Below are 20,263 nucleotides of genomic sequence, written 5' to 3'. Positions count from 1 at the left end.
TTTCCTATGGAAAAAATTGAACATATTGGAATTGCGGTGAAAGATTTGGAGACATCGAACAAGCTTTTCGAAAAGCTGTTGGGTGTACCGCACTACAAAATTGAAGAGGTGGCCTCGGAAGGGGTAAAAACCTCTTTTTTTAAATCCGGGCCCAATAAGATAGAATTGTTGGAAGCTACCAAGCCCGACAGCCCTATTGCCAAGTATCTGGAGAAGAAGGGAGAGGGCATCCACCATATTGCTTTTGCAGTGGAGGATATTGCATCCGAAATTGATCGTTTAAAAAATGAAGGTTTTACTGTTTTGAACGAAACCCCTAAAAAAGGTGCGGACAACAAACTGGTGGTGTTTTTGCATCCAAAGGGCACCAATGGGGTGCTGGTGGAGCTATGTCAAGAAATAAAAGAGGGGTAGAACGGTTAAATCCTTGCGCTGAAGAAAAATAAACACTAATATTGCATCCGCAAAATGCGGGTCCTATAGCTCAGCTGGTTAGAGCACCTGACTCATAATCAGGGGGTCCCTGGTTCGAGCCCAGGTGGGACCACTTTTATTAATGTAAAGGCCTTGTAAATCAATGATTTACGAGGCTTTTTTCTTTTAAGGGGATGAATAAGGGGGCGAATCATTCTTTTTTGGATAGGAACCAAAAAAACCCGAGTGGTCATTTTTGACCGGCTCGGGCGATAACTTAAGTTACTTTTTGTGAGGTTGCCGAAGCGACATATGTTGACAAAACGGGTCTCCCGGTCCAGTATCTTGGACATGTTTATCCCCATATGTTAATTTATTTATCCCAATTCCTCCAATTGGACAAAACCAATATACATATTAAAATGTATTTTTAAAAGATAATATGATTTGCCATGAGTAAGGTTGTTATACCATCTCCATTTATATCAAAACTAGATTTGTCTAATCAAGGTTTGACAAAATTTCCTGAAGAAATCCTAGGATTAAAGAACCTAAAATCACTAAATCTAAGTAACAATAGGATTAGCATAATTCCCAAAGAAGTTATTAAGCTATATAGATTAGAAACCTTGGACTTAGCAAATAATGAAATTACTCAGTTTTATTCAAAGCTTTGCTCGCTAGAAAGGCTTAAACGACTCAATCTCAATAATAATAGGATAAAATCCATACCAAGGCAGATTAAGTTATTACAGAAACTGACTCACTTAATGTTGTCGAATAATGACCTTAAAACCCTACCTATTGAGCTTCAAGAGAACAAAAAGTTAGAAGAAATAAATATTTCGGGCAATAGCTTTGAAACCATTCCATATGATGTTTTTAATCTTGATAGCTTGAAAAGCCTTTGGATTAACAGATTAAATGTTACAGAGTTTGATTTGGAAAAAATTAAACTAGGAAGGAACCTGAAACAAGTATATTCTTATGGTCCTAAAATTAGTAGTAGTGAAGTATCTAGAAATTATATAACGCTATCAACTATAAGAGGAAATAGCTTGCCTTATTTACAAAAAATGATTGAAGAAAACCTACATATGAGTAAAGCTTCATCTGGGAGGCCATCAAAATTATTGAAGAAGCCCACCAAAAAGGTCAATAGTCAAAATATTTTTATAAGCTACGCACATGCGGATAAAACATGGTTGGAAAAGGTTCAGAAACATTTGAAGGCTTTGGAAAACCATAATGATATTGGTTTTACGGTATGGGATGACACGAAAATTAATGCAGGGCAAAATTGGAAAGAAGAAATTAAGTCCGCTTTGGAAAAGTCAGGGATAGCTATATTACTTATTTCTACTGATTTTTTAGCTTCGGATTTTATCAAGGATGAAGAGGTTCCTAAAATACTGCAGAATGCAAAAGAATACGGGACAAAGATTTTGCCTGTTATTGTAGAATATTCTCTTTTCACAAAAGTTGATTCTGTTTCTATTTTTCAAGCATTAAATGATCCTAATAAACCTTTGAGTTGTTTGGCAACACATGAGCAGAATAAAATTTTGGTGGATTTGGCTCTAACAGTAGATAAAATTTTAAAAGAATAATATAATCTGCGTTTGATTGATTCAAATCATTCAGATAATCTCATTAGATAAAAATTAGGGAGGGAGGATTATAATAAAAATAGATTTTAAAAAATATAACCATTAAATACAGTTATGAAGTTCAATTATATCTCGCAATTAAAGGTAAATAACTGCTATACCCATAAAGATTTTAAAATCCCAAATAAGAGTCTTGATACGTTTAAGCATATAATATTAACTGGCAAAAATGGGTCTGGTAAAACAACAATTCTTAGCAGGATTCATCATGTTCTAAGTGAAATTATACAAAAAGGCACTTTACAGCAAGATGCCATTAATAAGTTGAAAAGGACCATACATGCAAACCCTAATCACAGAAATATTAAGTCTTTAAATGAAAGATTAGAGAAAATTCAGGATGTTGAAATTAACTTTTTAAGTCCTTTTACATCATTTCCACCCCCCCCAAAAGATGATATTGAAAAGACCGTCATCTATTTTTACAAGGCAAATAGAAAAGTGGAACTGTTAAACGTAGAGACCGTAACAAGGGAAGATAATTTCATTTCACAATTGAAAAACGGAACACCAAATGAAAATTTCACTAAAAGACTAAAACAGTATTTGGTCAATAAAAAAGTTTACGAGGCATTCAATTATATGGGCTCTGAAACGGAAAAAATTAAACAGAGCCAAAAGTTTTTCGAAAAGTTAACAAGCGCATTAGGATATATTTTTGAAGATTCTAGTCTTCGGTTAGAATTTGTGCAAGAAGAGTTTGAGTTTTACATAATCTTAAAAGACTCTAGGAGAATTACATTTAACCAGCTTTCAGATGGTTTTTCAGCATTTTTCAACATCATAATGGACCTTATGATTCGGATTGATCTGATTAGAAAAATAGAAGGGGATTACTCACTAAATCCAAAAGGGATTGTTTTAATTGATGAACCAGAGACCCACCTTCATTTGTCATTACAGTATAATATATTACCAATAATCTCAAGTTTATTCCCAAACATCCAATTAATAATAGCAACACATTCTCCTGCAATCATATCGAGCGCAGAAAACGCAATAGTTTATGATTTAACCACTAAGGAAGAAGTGTCCGATTGGATACTTGGGAGCAGTTTTTCAGAGCTTATGATTAGCCATTTTGGACTTGACAACGAATATTCCCCTATTGCAGACGAAATAATTGAAAAGGTTAACGATGCTGTAAAAAATAAAGATTATGATGCACTTAATGAAATACTTGAAAATAACAACAAGTATTTGACACCCGCTCTTAGGTTAGAAATTGAATCTCAAATAATAACCGCTAGAAATAAGGAAAAGAATGATTAATGTAAGCAGAAGAGAAGAGGCGCCAACTTCTTTGGAAACTGAAGAAATACAACAATACATTGAAGATATTTCAGATTACCTAAGCAATCCCCAAGGAGGCCCTAAGCCAAGTCCCCCGGCAAATTATAGGAACTCAGACCTGTTAGAAGCTTTTAGTGTTGATTTCCATGCTAAATGTTATTTAACAGAGTTGAAGTTTAAAAATGCTTCCATTATGGATGTCGAACATTTTATATCCAAAACTGAAAGGCCAGACTTAAGATATAGTTGGGAGAACCTATTTCCAGCAGACCATTATTCTAATATGCTAAAGCCAAGAATGACACCGGAAGGAGGTTATTTAGACCCAAGCAACCCTAATGATGATGTTGAAAGTCAAATAATTTATACATTAAGTATATATGGGTTTGACCCTGGTTTTGAAGCTCGGGACAAAAACTGTGTAAAAACGACAAATACGTGTAATTTACTGAACCGCATCCATAATGGCCATGATGAAAGAACAATTAAGGGAACAGATAATTTACGCCATTCAATTCATAAAAAATATGTCACAATTTTAAATAAAATTATTGAATGGCAACAAGCAGAAGAAGGGTCTCAAGAAAAAGGACAGAAAGGAAGAGAATTGAGGGATTTGTTATCAAGAAGAAGCTCGTTTACAATGTTGGTTAGATCAATGCCCGCGGTTAGGTTATCAATACCAGGAGAATTTTTAGATTAACAGATATTTTTTAATTGCAGCTAATGAGAAATCCGAAATGGCATAGAGATGAAATCATACTGACACTTAACTTGTACTTTGAACTAGAACCGGGACAAATACATAATAGCAACCCAAAGGTTATCGAGCTTTCAGAACTACTTAATTCTTTGCCGTTACATGAAGTTAGGCCTGATGCTAAAACGTTTAGGAACCCAAATGGAGTAAGCTTAAAACTAAGTAACTTTTTGGCAATTGACCCAGATAGTGGTAGAAAGGGAATGACTTCTTTTAGTCAACTGGATAAAAAAGTATTTGAAGAATTTTATAAAAAAAGGGCTGAACTTAAAATTGTTGCTAATAGAATTAAAACGACCTTAGGCGATAAAAGTTTAAAAAATAAGTTGTTGTCAATAGAAGACCTAGAAGAAGATTTCGATTCAATTAGAGAAGGAGAGGTAATTTATAAATTACATAAATATAGAGAGCGCAACCCTAAGATTACAAAGGTCAAAAAGGACAAATATTTTAAGGAAAATGGAAAATTGGATTGTGAGGTGTGTTCTTTTGATTTTTTTCAAACTTATGGGAAGTTGGGAAAAGGATTTATCGAATGCCATCATCGCACTCCTATTTCAGAACTAGAACCCAATTCAAAAACTAAACTATCAGATTTGGCGTTAGTTTGTTCAAATTGTCATAGGATGCTTCATAGAGAAATAAATACTTTAAGCATAGAAGCATTAAAGGCAATAATCAATAAAAAGCCCAGGTCATAAAGTTGATAAACTTAAACCTGGGCTATTATAATTGTTAGTTAGAATACTAATTTAACCTAGTTTTGTTCCAAGCACATCAATACTATGTTAGCTAGATAAGCACCAAATTTTTCTTGTAAAAATTTAGATTGAATGGATTCAATCTTACTGTATGAACCATATTTGATTTGACAAGCTGGAACAATCCCATTTTTAAGAATAGTCTGTACTATCTCATCATTCAAATCATATGTTACCACACTAAAATTTGAACCTGGAACCCCTGATACATCAACAGTATGTTTCTTTAACATATTGCTGTTCAAAAATATAGATTGTTTATCCAAAGTGTAAAAAACCCCCGTTCTTGGTTGAATTTCAATTAAGTTATTTTGCATTTTTATTAGTTATATATTTTTCAATTATTGCTTTATTCCTTTCGTCAAGTCTCCTATAAAGGTGCAAGGTCTGCCTATTCAAATCCATGTTCTTTACGGTAATAAGGGTTTCTCCTAATTTGTCCTTGACCTTGAACACACCCCTAATGGCATTTAAACGCTCAAAATTCTCCAAGAACTCATGAGAGGTATAGAAATCTGTATTAATCAAAGAAACGGCCTTAGAACAGTTCCAAACTTGACAACGGAACGTTGCCTTGTTCTTGGTTACATATTTGGTTACATACGTACCAATTGCTTTTATATTTTTTGAGTTTAACCGCTTAACATCAAAAGCACTTGAGGGCTTAAAGTTCTTATCCCTTGGCTTGATTCCATTTTTTAATTGTAAATCAATCCAGTAGTCCCACCATTTGTCAATCTTCCAGTATTTGTTGGTGATTATATGGAAATGAACATTCCCTTTGAACTCGTCGTTCTTTGCCTGACGTTCAGCTACCCAGATATATTGGAAATCATCTAACCTCTTTTTTGCATTGTCCAAAAACTTTTTGAGCATTTTTACAGCTTGTACATCATCTACTTTGTTCAGAAAGGTCAGGGTAACAAAACTCATTTTGTCATAGCATCTACTAAAGCAAACGACTTTCCTTTTAATCTTCTGTTTAGAACGTGGAGAAAGACTTCGTTGTTTCGGCAATCCAGAATTACCCTTATCAGTTTTAGAATCAGTTTTCTTCCTTTTCTCTTTTGGTTGCTGCTTTTTGCGAAGAAGAGAAGACCCCACAAATTCCCGTGTTGGGACATACCCGAATGCTTTTGGGCTATATTGTATACTTGTTCCGTATGTGTTTTTTACAATCATGCTAAAATTTTAAAAATCTGAATTGTTGCACATTTATAAATACCATTTAAAGGTTATTATTAAAGGTGAATAGCTGTGCGGAAATAATTTTAAAGGTTAAAAAAAAGGAAACTCACGGTTTCGGCTTATTGGGGATGAACTGACCGCGGATATATCGCTTGAGGAAATCCCCAGAGCGACGGATATAAACGTTCATGTACTCCCAATTGGAATGTTCTTTATCTAAGAATTTAGAGAAACAAAAAAGGCTATGGACATACATCCATTTTTTGGGTTTGCTTCCATCTTCAAAAAATACAATCACCGAGTAGTCATTTTTATTCTTTAACATGACGACCCCCTTCCTGATTTTGAGGTTTTGATTTCATTCAATGCCTGAATAACCTCTTGTTCTTTGTACAATACCCTATTCCCTATTCGATGGGCTTTAACAATTCCTGTTTTTGTCCAATCATTTAAAGTTGGAAGAGAAATACACAAGAATTTTGCAGTTTCCTTTCTGGAAAGCAGAACATTCTTGATTTCTTGTTTGGGTGGGTTTAGCTTTGAAAAATTGTTTTCAAAAACTTCTTGAACTACATTCTTGATGTCTTCAAGTTGCAGCGTTGTTAATAATACTTGCTTCATCTTAATTAAATATTACGTTAATAATGGCGTAAAGATGAAACAGGAAGTAGGTTGGGGTGGGCATTGGGGTGCCCCCAGATATATTAGGACTTTTTTGTGTTCTTTTCTAAATCCAATTCTATTTGTTCTGTAATTCCAGTAAAACCAATACTTCTGAAAAGATTTAAAACACCTTTTATGTTCTTTTCATTCATTACTTTATTGTTGGAACCAGTAAGATGTGGTATCAATTTTCTAATATCCGCTGAATTTTGCCCATATACTTCAGTCAATATTCTTGCTGATTTACTGTAATCATAATTTCTTAAATCCAAGCCTAAGTAATGAAGCGCTAATAGCTTTTGTGCATGGCTTAATTTACTTCTAAAGCCTGTTTTTTCTGAACCATTAATCAAATCTTTTAACCAAGAATAATATTTTGAGAATTCTTCGGCTTGTTGAATTACCAACATTGAATTTTGAATGGTGCTTTCAGGTGTATTCGGAAAAGGCTCAAAATCAAACTTTCCCTTAATATCAAATTGTTTGAAAGCCCTGCTAAATAATTGATGATATCCCTTTGGAATTGAAACCCTGAATACATGATAACTTTCTCTTTCTGGTGGCGTCCCACTTCCACCCGCTAATACATTAGTGGGTTGATGATAAACTTTGGGCACGAGAAAGTGTTCTATTTCCCTGATTTCATTCTCAATAAGATTCTGCTTTTTTGTGGATTCATTCAGTTCCTTTTGAAAATTGGATTGTAGTTGCTTGAAAAAGTAGGTGTTCATTAATTAAAAAATGGGTGGTTCAACAATTTATCAGCGTTCTCTTCCTGAGATATTTTTATGTACTGCATAAAAGAACGCTCAGTTTTGTGTCCTGTTATCTTCATGATGGAAATACTTGGAACATCTGCCAAATAAAGATTTGTTGCAAAGCTTCTTCTAGCTGTATGTGTAGTCACTAACTCATATTTGGGACAATTATTTTTCTGAACTTTACCGCCTTTTGTTATAGTGGTTTGAACCAGTTGTTTTAACCCGGAAATACTTGCAACATCTTTTAAATACTTATTCATTACTTGATTTACATAAGCTTTGGGCAACTCATTGTTATACTTTTTTAGTATTCTTTTTACAGTTGCGTGCAAAGGAATAGAGACTCTTTGACCTGTCTTTTGAGTGCGTATCTGTAGTATTGATTTGCCATAATCAATATTTTCTGGTTTGATTTGTGTGAAGTCAGAAAAACGAAGACCTGTAAAGCAACCAATGAGAAAAAGGTCTCTAACCTTATCTAGCCTTGGACTGTCCGAGAAATCTATACTCTCTATATTTTTAAGTTCATCGACAGAGAGATAAATGCTGTCTGACTCTTCTCTAGTGGTTTTGAACTTTCTTTTTTTAAAGTCCATATTTTGATTAATACCCCTGTCTGTTGCCTCATTTAAGAACGTTTTCAAAGTCTTGATATGTTTCCCAACGGTATTCGCTGATAAGTTATGCTCATAGGTTAGATAGCCAGTATATTGATTATAGAACTCTAAGGTAATTGTATCAAAATCTAAGGGCTTTTTAATCTTTTGAGAATACTCTTTTAAATATCTAAATGCAGTTTTATATGCCTTAAGGGTCCCCTCTTTTTTTGAAGTTTTGCTTTCATCAATATATTTTTCAATAAAATTTAGAAGAGTGATTTTGTCGGGTTGAATAACATTTCCCTCAACGGCCTGCAAAAAAGCTTTCTTCAGAATTTCATTGTTGGGTTGAATACCATCATTTAGTAATTTTCTAAAAGCCGTATTAATACCGTTTGCCAACATATCCAACCTTGCGTTAAATTCAGGGTATTGTGGAAACTTTCTTGTTTCCTTTGCTCTTTGGTTTTTCTTGTTCCAAAATTTAGGGTCTATTTTTTCCCCTGTGGAATATTTAAATCTTTTGTACTGATAGTCGTAAACCAAGTACACCAAAGTTTCAGTTTTGGCGTTTGGCTCTTTTAGGATAAATCTTGCGTTTGGCATATCCCAAATATATGAAACAAGAATCCCATAGGGGACGAGAGAGGGGACAAATATTTTTAATTACGTTTAATTAAACCCTTTTTTGGTTAATCTGTAAAACCCTATAAACGCTACATTAAATGTATAAAATACAATCAGTTAGAGCAAGATGAAGTAAAAATATATGGAGTACAGGTGGGACCACGGAAAACCTCTCTAAGTCTTTGATTTGGAGGGGTTTTGTTTTTCTAATACTCGGCTTTAGATTTAACGACCAAGTTACTGGGAAATCCTGCAGGATACCCCCGATAGGACAAAGGAAGTCAAAGCCCCATCGGTTGTATTCCAAACAAGAATTATCCTTTTCAGGTTTTGCCCTACATCCTTAGAAGTTGTTTTCCACCTCTGCTGCTTCCAGCATTAGGAAATGTAGGTCCGTATTTTTTATAAAGGGATTCAATAATTCGCTACCGGGGCCGTACATGGCCAATTCCACATAATCTGCGGAGTGTTGCATGCTTATCCAGCCTACGGAGGTGTGCTTTTTCTGGATTTCCGCCAACGCGTTGAACGGAAGGTTCCTAGGATTGTACCACCCGTCCTTGGGTTTTAAGGAGGTATAATAGCTCAGCAAGGTTTTCGCCTCTTCGTCCGTCAATGCAAATCCATTGGCAAATTCCACTCGCTCCTTTAAGTTGCTCACGGATGTTTCCTTGCCAATACCGTTCAAGATCCATTCATTGGTATGTTTGTATTTTTGAACGGTATCAAAATTATCGTTGGCATTTTTTCCATAAATGAGCCCTGGGTTGGCATTGCCATGATCGGTAGTTATGATAACCAAAGTGTCTCCATCTTTTTCAGCAAAATCCATGGCAACCTGCACGGCTTCATCAAAGGCGACTTGATCATATAGCAGACCGGCAATATCGTTGGCATGTGCTGCCCAATCCACTTTTCCGGCTTCTACTTGTAGGGTGAATCCTTTTGGACTGTCAGACAGGTTTTCTATGGCTTTTTGAGTCATTTCCGCCAAACTTGGAATATTTTCCATGAGTTCTTTGTTGCTTTCCCTATCCTTGGTGTAGGCTAGGCCATTGTCCGAAAACACACCAAGGATTTGTTGATGGGCCGGGGCGGACATCATTTCTTGTCTGGACCGTGCCACCACATACCCTTTGTTTGCAAAGGCGCGGTACATATCTTTTTTGTCCTTTCGTTTTTCGGCATCAAAATATTCGTTGCCTCCCCCCATTAACACATCAAACCCATGCTCCAAGTATTTTTCCGCTATGGATGCTTGGTCGTTTCTGGATTTTTCGTTCACGCAAAAGCCCGCGGGAGTGGCATGTGTAATGGGCACGGTTGTAACGCATCCGGTCTTTTTTCCTGCGGATTTAAATTTTTGCCAAATAGGAAGGTGCTGCTCACCATTTACGCCGTAGTTTATTCCTCCGTTGTTTATTCTGGCACCTCCTCCCCAAGAAGAGCTAGCAGCAGCGGAATCGGTTACCATAGAATTGGCCGAGGCCATGTCCATTAGTGCACGGTTCACCTTATTTTCCCGGTACAGGTTTAGCCAATTGCTGCCTTTTCCCGTTTTTCTGGAGAGGTAAAGGTCGGCCATGTTCAGGGTACCCGTGCTCATCCCGTCGCTCACCAATAAGATGATGTTCTTGGCTTTTTTTCTTTTCCATTCACTCTCAAGGTCCGACGCCCTTACCGTTTCAAATGGTGTAAAAATCGAGGCACCTACGGCTGTTAAGGCCCCGTTTCTAAAAAACTTTCTTCTGTTCATTTTTGATTATTATATTGTGATAGGTTAATTCATTTTTTGAGCTACGGCATCGGTAAGGATGTAGTTAAAGTGCTGAACATCGTCAGCGTTCAACTTTAGAGTCCCGGTTACGTAAAGTACATCGTCGGTATTAAAATTGGGCTTGGACCTAAACTCGAGCTCCATGGCTGTTTCCGGCCCTCCCATTCCACAGAAAAAACAAGAAGCCATTGGGTTTTTGGACAAGATGAACAATTTGCCACTAGGGTCAATGTTCAAAAAGTATCCTGTAATGGCCACTTTTTTGCCCTCGAGAGATTTCATGTGATCGCTAAATTCCGGGTAAAGAAAGTTTTGATCATAAGCAGGAAAAAACTTTTCTGTATAATCGATACGGGCCAAATCCCACCAATTTATTTCGGTTTGTGAAAAACAGAACGTTGTGGACAATAAAAAAAGGCAATAATTATGTTATTTCTCATGGCTCAATATTTTTGATATGTTCATTTTAATGATAGGGTTAATAGCAAGTAGAATGGAAAAAAGAACCATTAACAAAACCAATACAGCGGTTTTGAACAATTCTTGGAATCCAAGCTCAAGCGGCATTTTTTGTTTGTATTGATCGGTTATCATCTCAAATATGAAATAAATCCCTATTTGCGATAAAAGTACACCAATAACAAAAGCAATAAGGGAAATCAACAATCCTTCGTAGGCCACCATTTTGATCAACTGAAAAGTATTGGCGCCGTAGCTCCGCATAAGTGCGAGATCAAAAGCGCGATCACGGACCATGCGGTACAGACTTATAAAAATGGTGATACAGGAAATTACGAGGATGGCATAGGCTATCCAGGTAATGGTTTTTACACCGACACCAGTAAATTGATAGAGTCGCTCCAGTTCAAATTTTGGAAGTGCCGCTTGCATGTTCGTGTTTTCGTTGATGGTTCGGGGAGTGGTCAAAAGTGCCATCGGATTCCGAAATGAAATCAACATAGAAGTGATTTCTTTTTCGTGCTCCTCTTGATGTCCGTGTTCCGTTTCCTGTTCGTGCCCTTCATGTTCATGTTCTTCTTCATGTTCGTGTTCATGTCCTTCCTCATCATGATGGTGTTCTCCCTCTTCATGGTGGTGCTTCTCTTGTTCTACCACCCCTCCTTCCTTTGAATAACTTGGCTCTGATTCGTGATCGTGCACATCCCAAACAGTCTGTAGTCCGGTAATGATCAATCGGTCCATAACCTTGTGGGTGGGCTCGTAAATTCCGACCACTTTTAAAAGGTCGTTGTGGGCATGCCCGCCTGTTTCTGCCAAGCCATGCGAGCTTTGAAATGTATCGCCGATCCACAGACCGGTAGCATCGGCAATTGTTGCACCAATGGCAACTTCCATTGGTTTTTCCGGGTTTTTCCCTTCTTTTAGTATTGCATTGTAAAGAGCGGTAAATTCTGGGGTTGTCCCTACAATCCTGTATCCCATATAATTATCGCCGTAAGAAATGGGCACGCCTTTTTCTATCATGGGGTTTTTCAATAATTTCTTGGCTTCTTCATAAGGAATATTGCCTGTAGGATTGTCTATATGGAGCACGGAGGCGAGAACCAATTGCAATGGGCTGCCTTTTGCACCAACTACCATATCTATATCCCCTAAACTATTTTCCATTTGTTTGCGGAAGGATGTATCCAACTGCTGAATTCCGACAAGTAGGGCAATACTAACGGAAAGGATCAAAATGCCCAAGAAAGTATATAGAGGCTTGTACCTAAAGTTTTTTACACTGATTTTCCAAATGTTCATAGTTCCAAGGTTTTGTTGAACAATGGTTTAATGCGCTGGTCGTGGGTAATTACAATCAAATTGGCATTGTTGGCGTCCGCTTGCTCAATTAAAAGTCGCATCACCTTTTTACAATTTGTATCGTCTAGGCTAGAGGTGGGCTCATCGGCCAAAACAAGTTGTGGGCGGTGCACTATGGCCATGGCTATGCCCAACCGCTGCAGCTGTCCCTCACTGAGCTCCCTCACTTTTTTGTTTTTACACATTTCAATATCGAGATGCTCCAGCAAATCTTTGATCACGGTTTTGGAAATGGTTTTTTTGGCAAAAAACAGTCTTGCCTCCAAGTTTTCCATAACGCTCAAAGATTGTACCGCATGGTTGTTTTGAAAAACAAGGCCGATATTTTGACCTCTAAATTTATCCAACTGTTTGTTGGTTAGTTTTTGAATATCCACATCATCTATGTGTATACTTCCATCCGATGGAGAGAGCAGACCCGCCAAAAGATGTAAAAGTGTGGTTTTCCCGATGCCAGACTTTCCCAAGATCAAAAGATTTTGGTTTTTGCTCAATGTGATGTCGGGGAACTCGAAGATGGTGTTGTCGTTATCGTATTTAAATTTAAGATTGTTGGTTTGTATCATACTACATGGATCATTATCACGTATATCCGGTTATTGTTATTTTATTGGCTCAACATTCCTTTTTTCTCCGACCTACCTTGCACCGCAAACCCAAAAGTAAGCAGTGCTGCCGCTATCAACAGCAAAACCACAGAGGAAAACCCAATATTTCTATTGGTATTATTGGAATATGTAAATTGTGGGAGTGATGCATAATCTTGCTGCGAAAATGTTGCGTTGTTATATAAAAATGTGATCAAATGCGTTCTCCAGGTTTCTGCAAATTCTATGACTTGCCCCCGATAATTTTCATAATCTGCGGTGGATGTTCCGGCCAATTGGTTCAACGACTCCTGAACCACAATGGCAGGAGATAACCATTGTAATTTTCTGGACCATTCTTGTTGTTTTTGTAATTGATCTTCATACTCCCCCACTATGGGCTCTAATTCTTCTTTTACAATTTTTTGAGAGGCCATATACCGGTGATAGAAGTTTCTGGATTGTGTGGAATCGTTAATTGCATATTCCGGATGGTCCCTAAGAAAGTTATCCAGGATCTCGTCCTGTTTTTTGGTCGCCTCTGCTTTGTGCTCCCGCATTTCACTGATCAATATGGTTCGTGAAGGCATGGGATAAAGCGTACTTGCCGTTTGATTGAGTACCGAAGGGGTCAAGAGTACAAAAATTACCCAGAGCATTATTAGTGATACGGCATTTTTTGCCGAACTATCCACAAAAAGGTTGACCAAAAATGCAAGGGCAAACCAAAACAGCATATAGCACAAGGTTAATCCCAACAGGCTCAAAACGCTCAGCCAATCCAGTGCTTGAATGCCAACGATGAGAAATACGATATACAAGGAAAGTGTTACCAATATCGACAACCAGAAAAAGCGAAGAATCAATTTTTGAAACACCCATTTTCGAACGGATATGGGCTGCGAGGCCAATAATCGCAAAGAGCCTTGCTCCTTTTCCGATGAAAGCACATTATAGGTAAAGGCAATAATAAGCAATGGCAGAAGGTATACAATTACAAATGCCAGATCAAAGCTTCCGAAAAGAAGCTGAACCGGACTTGTCATTTCGGTAAAGTTCAAGGCAAAATCATCCCCGGATACCGTTGGTTTTACATAATGGGTAAAAAGATCTGCCTGCCCAGTGGAAACAAAAGCCATGGGTTGGGGTTCCATTGCCGCCACCCTTGGGTGATAGTTCCCAACGGCCATTGGACTAGTGGGAATGGTCCATGGGGAGGCACTCACCTCCATACCACGTTCAACAGAATCCAATAATTTGAGCATGGCCCGGTCGGTTTCCTCAACCTCTTTTTTGGCAGAAGAAATATCATTTGTTCGTTTTTCGACCTTTGTGCTACCATTATAGGTGGAAAAACCAAAAAGGACCAATAATAACACGCTCAAAAGTTGAATCCAACGGCTGCGCAACAATAAGCGCAGTTCGTATTTAAAATTGTATGGTAACATAGTTAAATGGATTTTGTGGTTATAAGAAAAGCGCCAAAGGAAAGCAGGATCCACGCTCCCAGAATCCACAAACTCGAAGCGTTTGTAGTAAGGATTGCATTGAGTTCTTGTGGATTATAGCTGAACTCGGGTAGTTTGCCCCAGAAATTGGCATTGGCCCGGTAGTCCCATTCGCCGTAGGAAGAATTTTGTGCAAAATTGTCGTTCAAAAACTTTTGTGTGGCAATTCTATAGTCCTCTGCCGCATCCGAAAAATCCCAATGGGCTGAATAATCGGTGCGTGCAATTGCCATGCTTAAAAAACGAGTGGGCAAATACGGGGATATTATTGCCAAACTTTGATAAAGGCTGGACTGTTTTGAATATTGTTCCTTTAAATATTTGTAGTGCTTGGCGTATATTTCTGCTTCGTGCTCCTCGCCTTTCTGCATTCGGTAAGCATCAAAATTAAAAGGAAGTTTGTGCAGGCTGTCCACCCCATGCTCGGCCAATACTTGCTGTTCCAACATTTTTGATTCTTTGCTCCAGGGGTTGTGGCCGTCCAGGCCATTTTGTTTGTCCTTTAAAACATTGGCAGCAAATTCCTGTCGGGTGGGATAGGGGTGTTTGGATTCGGCAATATTACTGGCTGCCTTGGGCACTGCCAAACAGGCCAATATCCAAACGGATAAGGAAAGCACCAAGGCTATCCCGGATTTTTTCGCTTTCAGTGAAATAAATAATACAATATTTAAGAAGATGATGTAATATCCAATGTACACCAAGGATAAAATGAATAAGGATTGCCAACGGAACACACCAAAATCTTTGAGGTTGGACAGCACAATACCAGCAATTACAAAAAGAACAATCGTTGCAATGAGCACCGGAAAAAACAGTGCGCTCCATTTACCTATTGCCCATTGCCATGGCGTAATGCCCTGACTTTTTAATAAAGTCAAGGTACCCATTTCCCTCTCCTTGGTAAAACTGTTATATGCCAATAAAATGATCAACAATGGAATTATGAAAAGCAAGATAAAATCTGGTGTAAGATCCCCAAAACGTGCTAATCCGGTTTGATCCGCTGCAGCACTGAATTGGGCTTCATTCCTGTTGTGGGCCGTTAAAAAAATTGAGGTTCCGACATACTTATCAACACCTTGGTCCACTAAGGACAAAGGATATTTAGGTTTAAATGCATATGTGCCGTAATGTGCTGCGGAATGTGGGTTTTTTTCACCTTGGTCGTCCCATATGGCCCTTTCTGCGCTCTTTGCGTTTTGATACTGCTCATTTATATGTTGATACTGTCGTGCACTGATCCAAACTGCGATACCCAAAAGTATGGTTACAATGGCAAACGCAACACGAACCCGACCGTCTCGCCAAAGTTCCTTGCTTTCTTTTAAAAAGGTTTTTACGATCATGGCAATACTTCTTTATAGTTCATCGTATCCAAGTATGCTTTTTCCAATTCTGGAAGAGAAATGTCACTTGCGACAAATTGTTGGCGAAGTTGGCCATCTTTCATAATACCGATATGGGTCGCGACCTCTTTGGCTCGGAAAAGGTCGTGGGTTGCCATTAGAACAGCAACCCCTTTGTTTTTAAGGTTTTGCAACAATTCACCGAACTCATTGCTGGCTTTGGGGTCTAATCCGGAAGTGGGTTCGTCCAATAACAGTACCTTGGTGTCCTTGGCCAAAGCAAGGGCGATCCCTACTTTTTGTCTCATTCCCTTGGAAAAAGTGGATATCCGTTTTTTAAAGGCAGTTTCTTGCAGTCCAGCTTCGCTTAAAAAATCCGTTAGTGTTTTCGATGAGAGTTTTTTGCCGGCTATCCCGGAAAAATAGTCCAGGTTTTCAATAGCGGTCAGGCTGGGGTACAGCATAAGGTTTTCAGGGATATAGGTGACGAATTCCTTGGTTTTTAGAGGATTCTTAACTACATCCATCCCATTTATTTCGGCAGTGCCCGAGGTTGGCTTAATAAAATTAAGTAACATGTTTATTGTGGTGGACTTACCGGCACCATTGGCGCCGAGCAGGCATAATATTTCACCTTCTTTTACCGAAATCGAAAGATTATCTACGGCAACAAAGTCACCAAATTTTTTGGTAAGGTTATTCGTGGTTATCATTTTGGTGTTGGTTTATTTATTATTTCTATCAAAAACCCTATCTATATGTGAAAAGTATAGGCTAAAATGCGGGTAAGAAGCCAAATTACGTATTTGTTATACGGTATTTTGCCCCCCATATAGTTTACGACCATTGGTTTTGGAGAAATATGCGCAAATGCACTCGCCATTACCAATAAACAGAAAATATTGAGGTACTAAGTGGTGAGTGGTGGTGGCCTGCAGAAAAGCTGGCTGGAAGCTAAAATACCAACAGTAATAAATCTATATTCCTGTGAAATTTGTTTTTTGGGCCTGGGTTCTTCAACTAAAAGGTCATATGCCGTGGCCGATGGTGTAATTTCCGGTGCCTGTTGTGTTTTTATAATATGTTCACCAACAATGCAGTGGGCGTACTGGTCTTGGTCTTCATCGTGGACCAAAACATGGAGTCCAGCCATTTTGACCATTAAAAAAATGGTTAAAAAGAGTAAGCCGATCCCTTGTTTTACGTAGCCTTGTTGCATAAGGCAATAAAGTTATTATAAATAATGTTAAAGAGGCCTTAAAGTTGAAGAGGCAAAGAATAAAAGTTGAAAATGGTCAGTGTTTGTGGTCAGCTTTTGAGGGCATAATTTTCCAATTGACAAAGTGGGCCACAGAAACCAAGATGGCACCGCTTACAGTGTTGACCGTTTCCCAAGCTTCGCTAAAATCCAGTCGTCCTAGGGCAATAATTCCGAAACCAACAGCCGCGATAAGCAATGGCCTTGAATTGTGATGCGCTTTTTTATAGCTTGGCCAGAGCGATATAAATACAAATACAATTCCAAGTCCAATAAAGGACCACTCGATAATTGGGTTGTGCAAAAAGTGCAGGCTGGACAAAGACGAGAACGACAATAGAATGGGAACAGCGGCACAATGTATTGCGCATATCAGTGAACTTGTCATAGCTATAATATCGTAAGTTTGTGTTTTTGCTTTCATATTTTGTATTTAATGGTTCGCTGTTTTACGACAACACCAAAACCGATACAAGTGTTTAGCTGCTGTATATTGTCCATCCTTAAAGGATGGTCGTAAAACTTTTGTCAAAATTATGAATAATTTATATTATTGCAACAAAGTCGCGATAAATTTATGAAAAGAAGAAATACACCATCAAAACAAGCCGTGTTGGATATTCTTTTGAAGAGCGATGAGGCCATTAGCCATGATGTGATCATGGGTATGGTAGATTTGGATATCAATAGGGCGACCGTTTATAGAATATTGAACCAGTTTTGTGAAGACGGATTGGTGCATAGCATTGTGGCAGAAGATGGAAAGCAATACTTTGCTATTCAGAAGTGCAAACAAAACGATCCTATGGAGCACCATTTTCATTTTAGGTGCACTTCGTGCGACACGATATCCTGTTTAGATCAAGAAATACAGATCAAATTGCCAGCTGGTTACGTTATGGAAAAGGCCAATTGTGTAGTTACCGGGGTTTGTGGAAACTGTGCATAACAAACTTTTATGCGGGCAATATTTCTCTAGCAGTTTAACCGGCATCTTTGACCGGGTCAAAATGTTCCACCTGGGTATTTTTTACCCGATTTACTAAAGATCTCTTCAACATCAACATATTATAAATAATTGGTAGTCAGCAACATAAAGCTAACAATATTTAACAACGCTTTCCTGTGGCATATACTTTGCGCTATCCTGCCAAATATTGGATGCGATTCGTGTCCTGTTCGCTAAGTACTGAGAATGAAATATGGAAGGCTGATTTTGGAGAAAAAGGACTTTGTTACCTTAAAAAAATTGCTTATTTTCTATAGGTATTATGAGGACTACTCTCATAAAGATGCACTGGAGCGGTTGAGCGAAAAAATTGGTATGGCAATGGTTGAAGATGAAATGGATATGCCGGACGATGTGGTTCGATTAAACTCCCAAGTAACAGTGGAATCGACATATGGAGCACGGAAAACTTTTCAACTCGTTCCATCCATCCAAGGCGATATCAATAAAAAAACCGTTTCAGTAGTGAGTATGGTCGGGGCCAATTTGGTAGGACATGCAGTAGATGATCTTATCCAATTTGGATTTCCTTCAGATGTTCAATCCTTTAGGATTGTTGATGTGGCAAAAAACCATCGATTATCCTCGAGTTTTGAAGTCTAAAAAGAACTGGGCATTTAATTATTAACCTTAAATAGTATAGATATGAGAATTTTACTTTTCACATTTTTGATGGCGGTAGCATCCGTAAATATTCATGCACAGAATGTAACACCACAAGATATCAAGGTTGGCGATGTACTTGAGATCGGCAAGCCGGACATGCCGCAATTTAAACACATTGATTTTCCCAGGGCCAACTTCATTATTAAAAAAGGAGGGATAGCGGATTTTAAAAAAGTGGTCGGCAACAAGGTGGTTGTAACCGAGATTCAAGAGACCAAAGATGGTGTGGTAGAGGTAAAACTTAAAAAAACAGATGGCAAAAGATTCTTTAATAGCCATTCAGTGGTAAAAGCAAATTTAAAAAATGCACTTGAGTCTGGCGAGTTGAGTGTATTATAATTGCTTGATTGTGATGTTTTCCGCTCAGCTAAAAGCTATTAGGTTTGCTCATGAATGGTTAGCAAGGCTGGGCGGATTTTTCATTTTAAAATGAATTTGTATTATCGGAACAACCAGAATTTGAACACTTTAAAAACAAAATGCCACAATGGGTAACATAAAACAACGTATTAATTCGGGATTTATATTGGCGGCGGCATTTTTATTGGTACTTGCTTCCAACCGGTTGAACAACAGAAACTTTTCTACCGTGGAACAAGGAGTAGATTCGGTTTTTGAAGATCGTTTGGTGGTCCAGGAATATATTTACACCCTTAACAATTATTTCCACGAAAAGGAATTGTTTTTGGCGAACAATGCGGTTTATTTGGATAAAATGCCTCAGCATCCGGATATCAAGAACATCCTAGTGGATTTCGCCAATACCGAATTGACCATTGATGAATCCCTACATTTGGAAGAGTTAAGGGAAAATTACGCGGCCCTAAAAAGATTGGAGGACGATCAGGGCAACAAAGAAAAAATTATTTCCGTACTGAACAGCATTAGCAACAATCTTGATGAACTTTCTGCAGTGCAATTGTCCGAAGGAAAACAACTTACACAGCGCTCCAAGAGATCTCTTGGCATGAACCAGTTGTTGTCCACTCTGGAAATTGTGTTTTTGATCATTATTGGAATACTCTTTATCGTGATAGTTTTTAAGCGCGAAAAAAGTTCGGGAATGAAACTTGTGGAGGAGGATTCCTAAAACAATCTTTTAGCCAACCTTGGTAATTTGGTGCGTATTTCCATTAAAAATAAAAGTGTCTCCTTTTTCCTTGCCCATAAGTAATTGGGCAATGGGCGCACTTGTCGAAATACAATAGAATTTCTCTCCTGCTTGTTCGAACACTCCAGCAGAAATGGCAATAAAATAGTGGGCCATACTGGTTTCCACATAGGAGCCCAACCGGATTTTACCAGAAGGCGCATCAATCTTAATTTTATGGAGAATGCTCCGGGTAGCTTCAAGTTCTTGTAATTGTTGGGCCAGCTTTTCCTGCTCCAGTTGCACCATTGCCCGCCCGGTCTCATGCTTGTCACCTGCAGAACTTTTGGCCTCGGAACCTAAGGATTCTTGGAGTCCATCGCTTTGCTTTTTAAGCCGGGCCGCTCTTTCTTCAACAGAGTTCCTGCAGAATTTTAAAAGCTCTTCTTTCACCATATT

Annotated in this window: 24 protein-coding genes and 1 tRNA gene; 10 read left to right on the top strand and 15 right to left on the bottom strand. The window is 38.1% G+C overall.

Annotation, left to right across the window (positions count from 1 at the left end; translation table 11 throughout):
- Window positions 1–6: 6 nt before the first annotated feature.
- The 6 genes from mce (at window position 7) to MJO53_RS06795 (ending at window position 4,838) form a co-directional block, all read left to right on the top strand.
- The gene (gene mce / locus MJO53_RS06820; RefSeq protein WP_252080979.1) at window positions 7–414 is read left to right on the top strand and encodes a methylmalonyl-CoA epimerase; all 408 of its coding nucleotides are present in this window, start codon (window positions 7–9) and stop codon (window positions 412–414) included.
- Window positions 415–473: 59 nt separating this feature from the next.
- A tRNA-Ile gene (locus MJO53_RS06815) sits at window positions 474–547 on the top strand.
- A 319-nt stretch (window positions 548–866) separates the two neighbouring features.
- Window positions 867–2,024 carry a leucine-rich repeat domain-containing protein gene (locus MJO53_RS06810; RefSeq protein WP_252080978.1) on the top strand — a complete coding sequence of 386 codons (1,158 nt, stop codon included), beginning with the start codon at window positions 867–869 and terminating at the stop codon, window positions 2,022–2,024.
- A 114-nt stretch (window positions 2,025–2,138) separates the two neighbouring features.
- The gene (locus MJO53_RS06805) at window positions 2,139–3,356 is read left to right on the top strand and encodes an AAA family ATPase (protein WP_252080977.1); all 1,218 of its coding nucleotides are present in this window, start codon (window positions 2,139–2,141) and stop codon (window positions 3,354–3,356) included.
- The gene (locus tag MJO53_RS06800) at window positions 3,349–4,080 is read left to right on the top strand and encodes a hypothetical protein (RefSeq protein ID WP_252080976.1); all 732 of its coding nucleotides are present in this window, start codon (window positions 3,349–3,351) and stop codon (window positions 4,078–4,080) included. Before MJO53_RS06805 ends, MJO53_RS06800 begins: the two co-directional genes overlap by 8 nt.
- Before the next feature lie 23 nt (window positions 4,081–4,103).
- Window positions 4,104–4,838, top strand: coding sequence for an HNH endonuclease (locus MJO53_RS06795; protein WP_252080975.1), 735 nt, complete (start codon window positions 4,104–4,106; stop codon window positions 4,836–4,838).
- A gap of 56 nt (window positions 4,839–4,894) precedes the next feature.
- On the opposite strand, the gene MJO53_RS06790 is transcribed toward MJO53_RS06795, so the two are convergent.
- From MJO53_RS06790 to MJO53_RS06725, 14 genes are all read right to left on the bottom strand, one after another.
- Window positions 4,895–5,215: a hypothetical protein gene (locus MJO53_RS06790; RefSeq protein WP_252080974.1), complete on the bottom strand. Its 321-nt coding sequence runs from the start codon at window positions 5,213–5,215 to the stop codon at window positions 4,895–4,897.
- Window positions 5,205–5,831, bottom strand: a complete 627-nt coding sequence (locus MJO53_RS06785) for a rolling circle replication-associated protein (protein WP_252080973.1) — start codon at window positions 5,829–5,831, stop codon at window positions 5,205–5,207. The genes MJO53_RS06790 and MJO53_RS06785 overlap by 11 nt, the downstream gene beginning before the upstream one ends.
- 573 nt (window positions 5,832–6,404) lie before the next feature.
- Entirely contained in the window at window positions 6,405–6,707 is a 303-nt protein-coding gene (locus tag MJO53_RS06780) for a helix-turn-helix domain-containing protein (protein WP_252080972.1), read from the bottom strand.
- 83 nt (window positions 6,708–6,790) lie between these two features.
- The gene (locus MJO53_RS06775; protein WP_252080971.1) at window positions 6,791–7,480 is read right to left on the bottom strand and encodes a hypothetical protein; all 690 of its coding nucleotides are present in this window, start codon (window positions 7,478–7,480) and stop codon (window positions 6,791–6,793) included.
- Window positions 7,480–8,715, bottom strand: a complete 1,236-nt coding sequence (locus MJO53_RS06770) for a site-specific integrase (RefSeq protein ID WP_252080970.1) — start codon at window positions 8,713–8,715, stop codon at window positions 7,480–7,482. Before MJO53_RS06770 ends, MJO53_RS06775 begins: the two co-directional genes overlap by 1 nt.
- A 364-nt stretch (window positions 8,716–9,079) precedes the next feature.
- The gene (locus tag MJO53_RS06765; protein WP_252080969.1) at window positions 9,080–10,492 is read right to left on the bottom strand and encodes an alkaline phosphatase; all 1,413 of its coding nucleotides are present in this window, start codon (window positions 10,490–10,492) and stop codon (window positions 9,080–9,082) included.
- 24 nt (window positions 10,493–10,516) lie between these two features.
- Complete coding sequence (locus MJO53_RS06760; RefSeq protein ID WP_252080968.1) at window positions 10,517–10,921, bottom strand: hypothetical protein; 405 nt, start codon at window positions 10,919–10,921, stop codon at window positions 10,517–10,519.
- A 21-nt stretch (window positions 10,922–10,942) separates the two neighbouring features.
- Window positions 10,943–12,277, bottom strand: coding sequence for an ABC transporter permease (locus MJO53_RS06755; RefSeq protein WP_252080967.1), 1,335 nt, complete (start codon window positions 12,275–12,277; stop codon window positions 10,943–10,945).
- Entirely contained in the window at window positions 12,274–12,903 is a 630-nt protein-coding gene (locus MJO53_RS06750) for an ABC transporter ATP-binding protein (RefSeq protein WP_224836010.1), read from the bottom strand. The genes MJO53_RS06755 and MJO53_RS06750 overlap by 4 nt, the downstream gene beginning before the upstream one ends.
- Before the next feature lie 41 nt (window positions 12,904–12,944).
- Window positions 12,945–14,372 carry a DUF3526 domain-containing protein gene (locus MJO53_RS06745; RefSeq protein WP_252080966.1) on the bottom strand — a complete coding sequence of 476 codons (1,428 nt, stop codon included), beginning with the start codon at window positions 14,370–14,372 and terminating at the stop codon, window positions 12,945–12,947.
- Window positions 14,373–14,374: 2 nt separating this feature from the next.
- Entirely contained in the window at window positions 14,375–15,781 is a 1,407-nt protein-coding gene (locus tag MJO53_RS06740) for an ABC transporter permease (protein ID WP_252080965.1), read from the bottom strand.
- Window positions 15,778–16,494, bottom strand: a complete 717-nt coding sequence (locus MJO53_RS06735) for an ABC transporter ATP-binding protein (protein WP_252080964.1) — start codon at window positions 16,492–16,494, stop codon at window positions 15,778–15,780. The genes MJO53_RS06740 and MJO53_RS06735 overlap by 4 nt, the downstream gene beginning before the upstream one ends.
- Window positions 16,495–16,691: 197 nt before the next feature.
- Window positions 16,692–16,943, bottom strand: a complete 252-nt coding sequence (locus MJO53_RS06730) for a hypothetical protein (protein WP_252080963.1) — start codon at window positions 16,941–16,943, stop codon at window positions 16,692–16,694.
- Between the two features lie 133 nt (window positions 16,944–17,076).
- Window positions 17,077–17,463 (bottom strand): MerC domain-containing protein, encoded by a 387-nt coding sequence (locus tag MJO53_RS06725; protein WP_224836015.1) that lies wholly within the window; start codon window positions 17,461–17,463, stop codon window positions 17,077–17,079.
- 153 nt (window positions 17,464–17,616) lie between these two features.
- Between MJO53_RS06725 and MJO53_RS06720 the strand changes: the two genes are divergently transcribed.
- From MJO53_RS06720 to MJO53_RS06705, 4 genes are all read left to right on the top strand, one after another.
- A complete protein-coding gene (locus MJO53_RS06720; protein WP_224836016.1) occupies window positions 17,617–17,988 on the top strand; it encodes a Fur family transcriptional regulator in 372 nt (123 codons plus the stop codon).
- Between the two features lie 246 nt (window positions 17,989–18,234).
- A complete protein-coding gene (locus MJO53_RS06715) occupies window positions 18,235–18,651 on the top strand; it encodes a GreA/GreB family elongation factor (RefSeq protein ID WP_224836017.1) in 417 nt (138 codons plus the stop codon).
- A gap of 42 nt (window positions 18,652–18,693) precedes the next feature.
- The gene (locus tag MJO53_RS06710) at window positions 18,694–19,053 is read left to right on the top strand and encodes a hypothetical protein (RefSeq protein ID WP_224836018.1); all 360 of its coding nucleotides are present in this window, start codon (window positions 18,694–18,696) and stop codon (window positions 19,051–19,053) included.
- Window positions 19,054–19,201: 148 nt separating this feature from the next.
- Window positions 19,202–19,804: a hypothetical protein gene (locus MJO53_RS06705; protein ID WP_224836019.1), complete on the top strand. Its 603-nt coding sequence runs from the start codon at window positions 19,202–19,204 to the stop codon at window positions 19,802–19,804.
- 9 nt (window positions 19,805–19,813) lie between these two features.
- Here the strand turns inward: MJO53_RS06705 and MJO53_RS06700 are convergent, their stop codons facing one another.
- A complete protein-coding gene (locus MJO53_RS06700) occupies window positions 19,814–20,260 on the bottom strand; it encodes a 3-oxoacyl-ACP synthase (protein ID WP_252080962.1) in 447 nt (148 codons plus the stop codon).
- Window positions 20,261–20,263 lie beyond the last annotated feature (3 nt).

The organism is Flagellimonas marinaquae, assembly GCF_023716465.1.
Classification (GTDB): Bacteria; Bacteroidota; Bacteroidia; order Flavobacteriales; family Flavobacteriaceae; genus Flagellimonas; species Flagellimonas alginolytica.
Note: the sequence above shows the minus strand (reverse complement) of the source record. Positions and strands in the feature narration are given on the sequence as shown.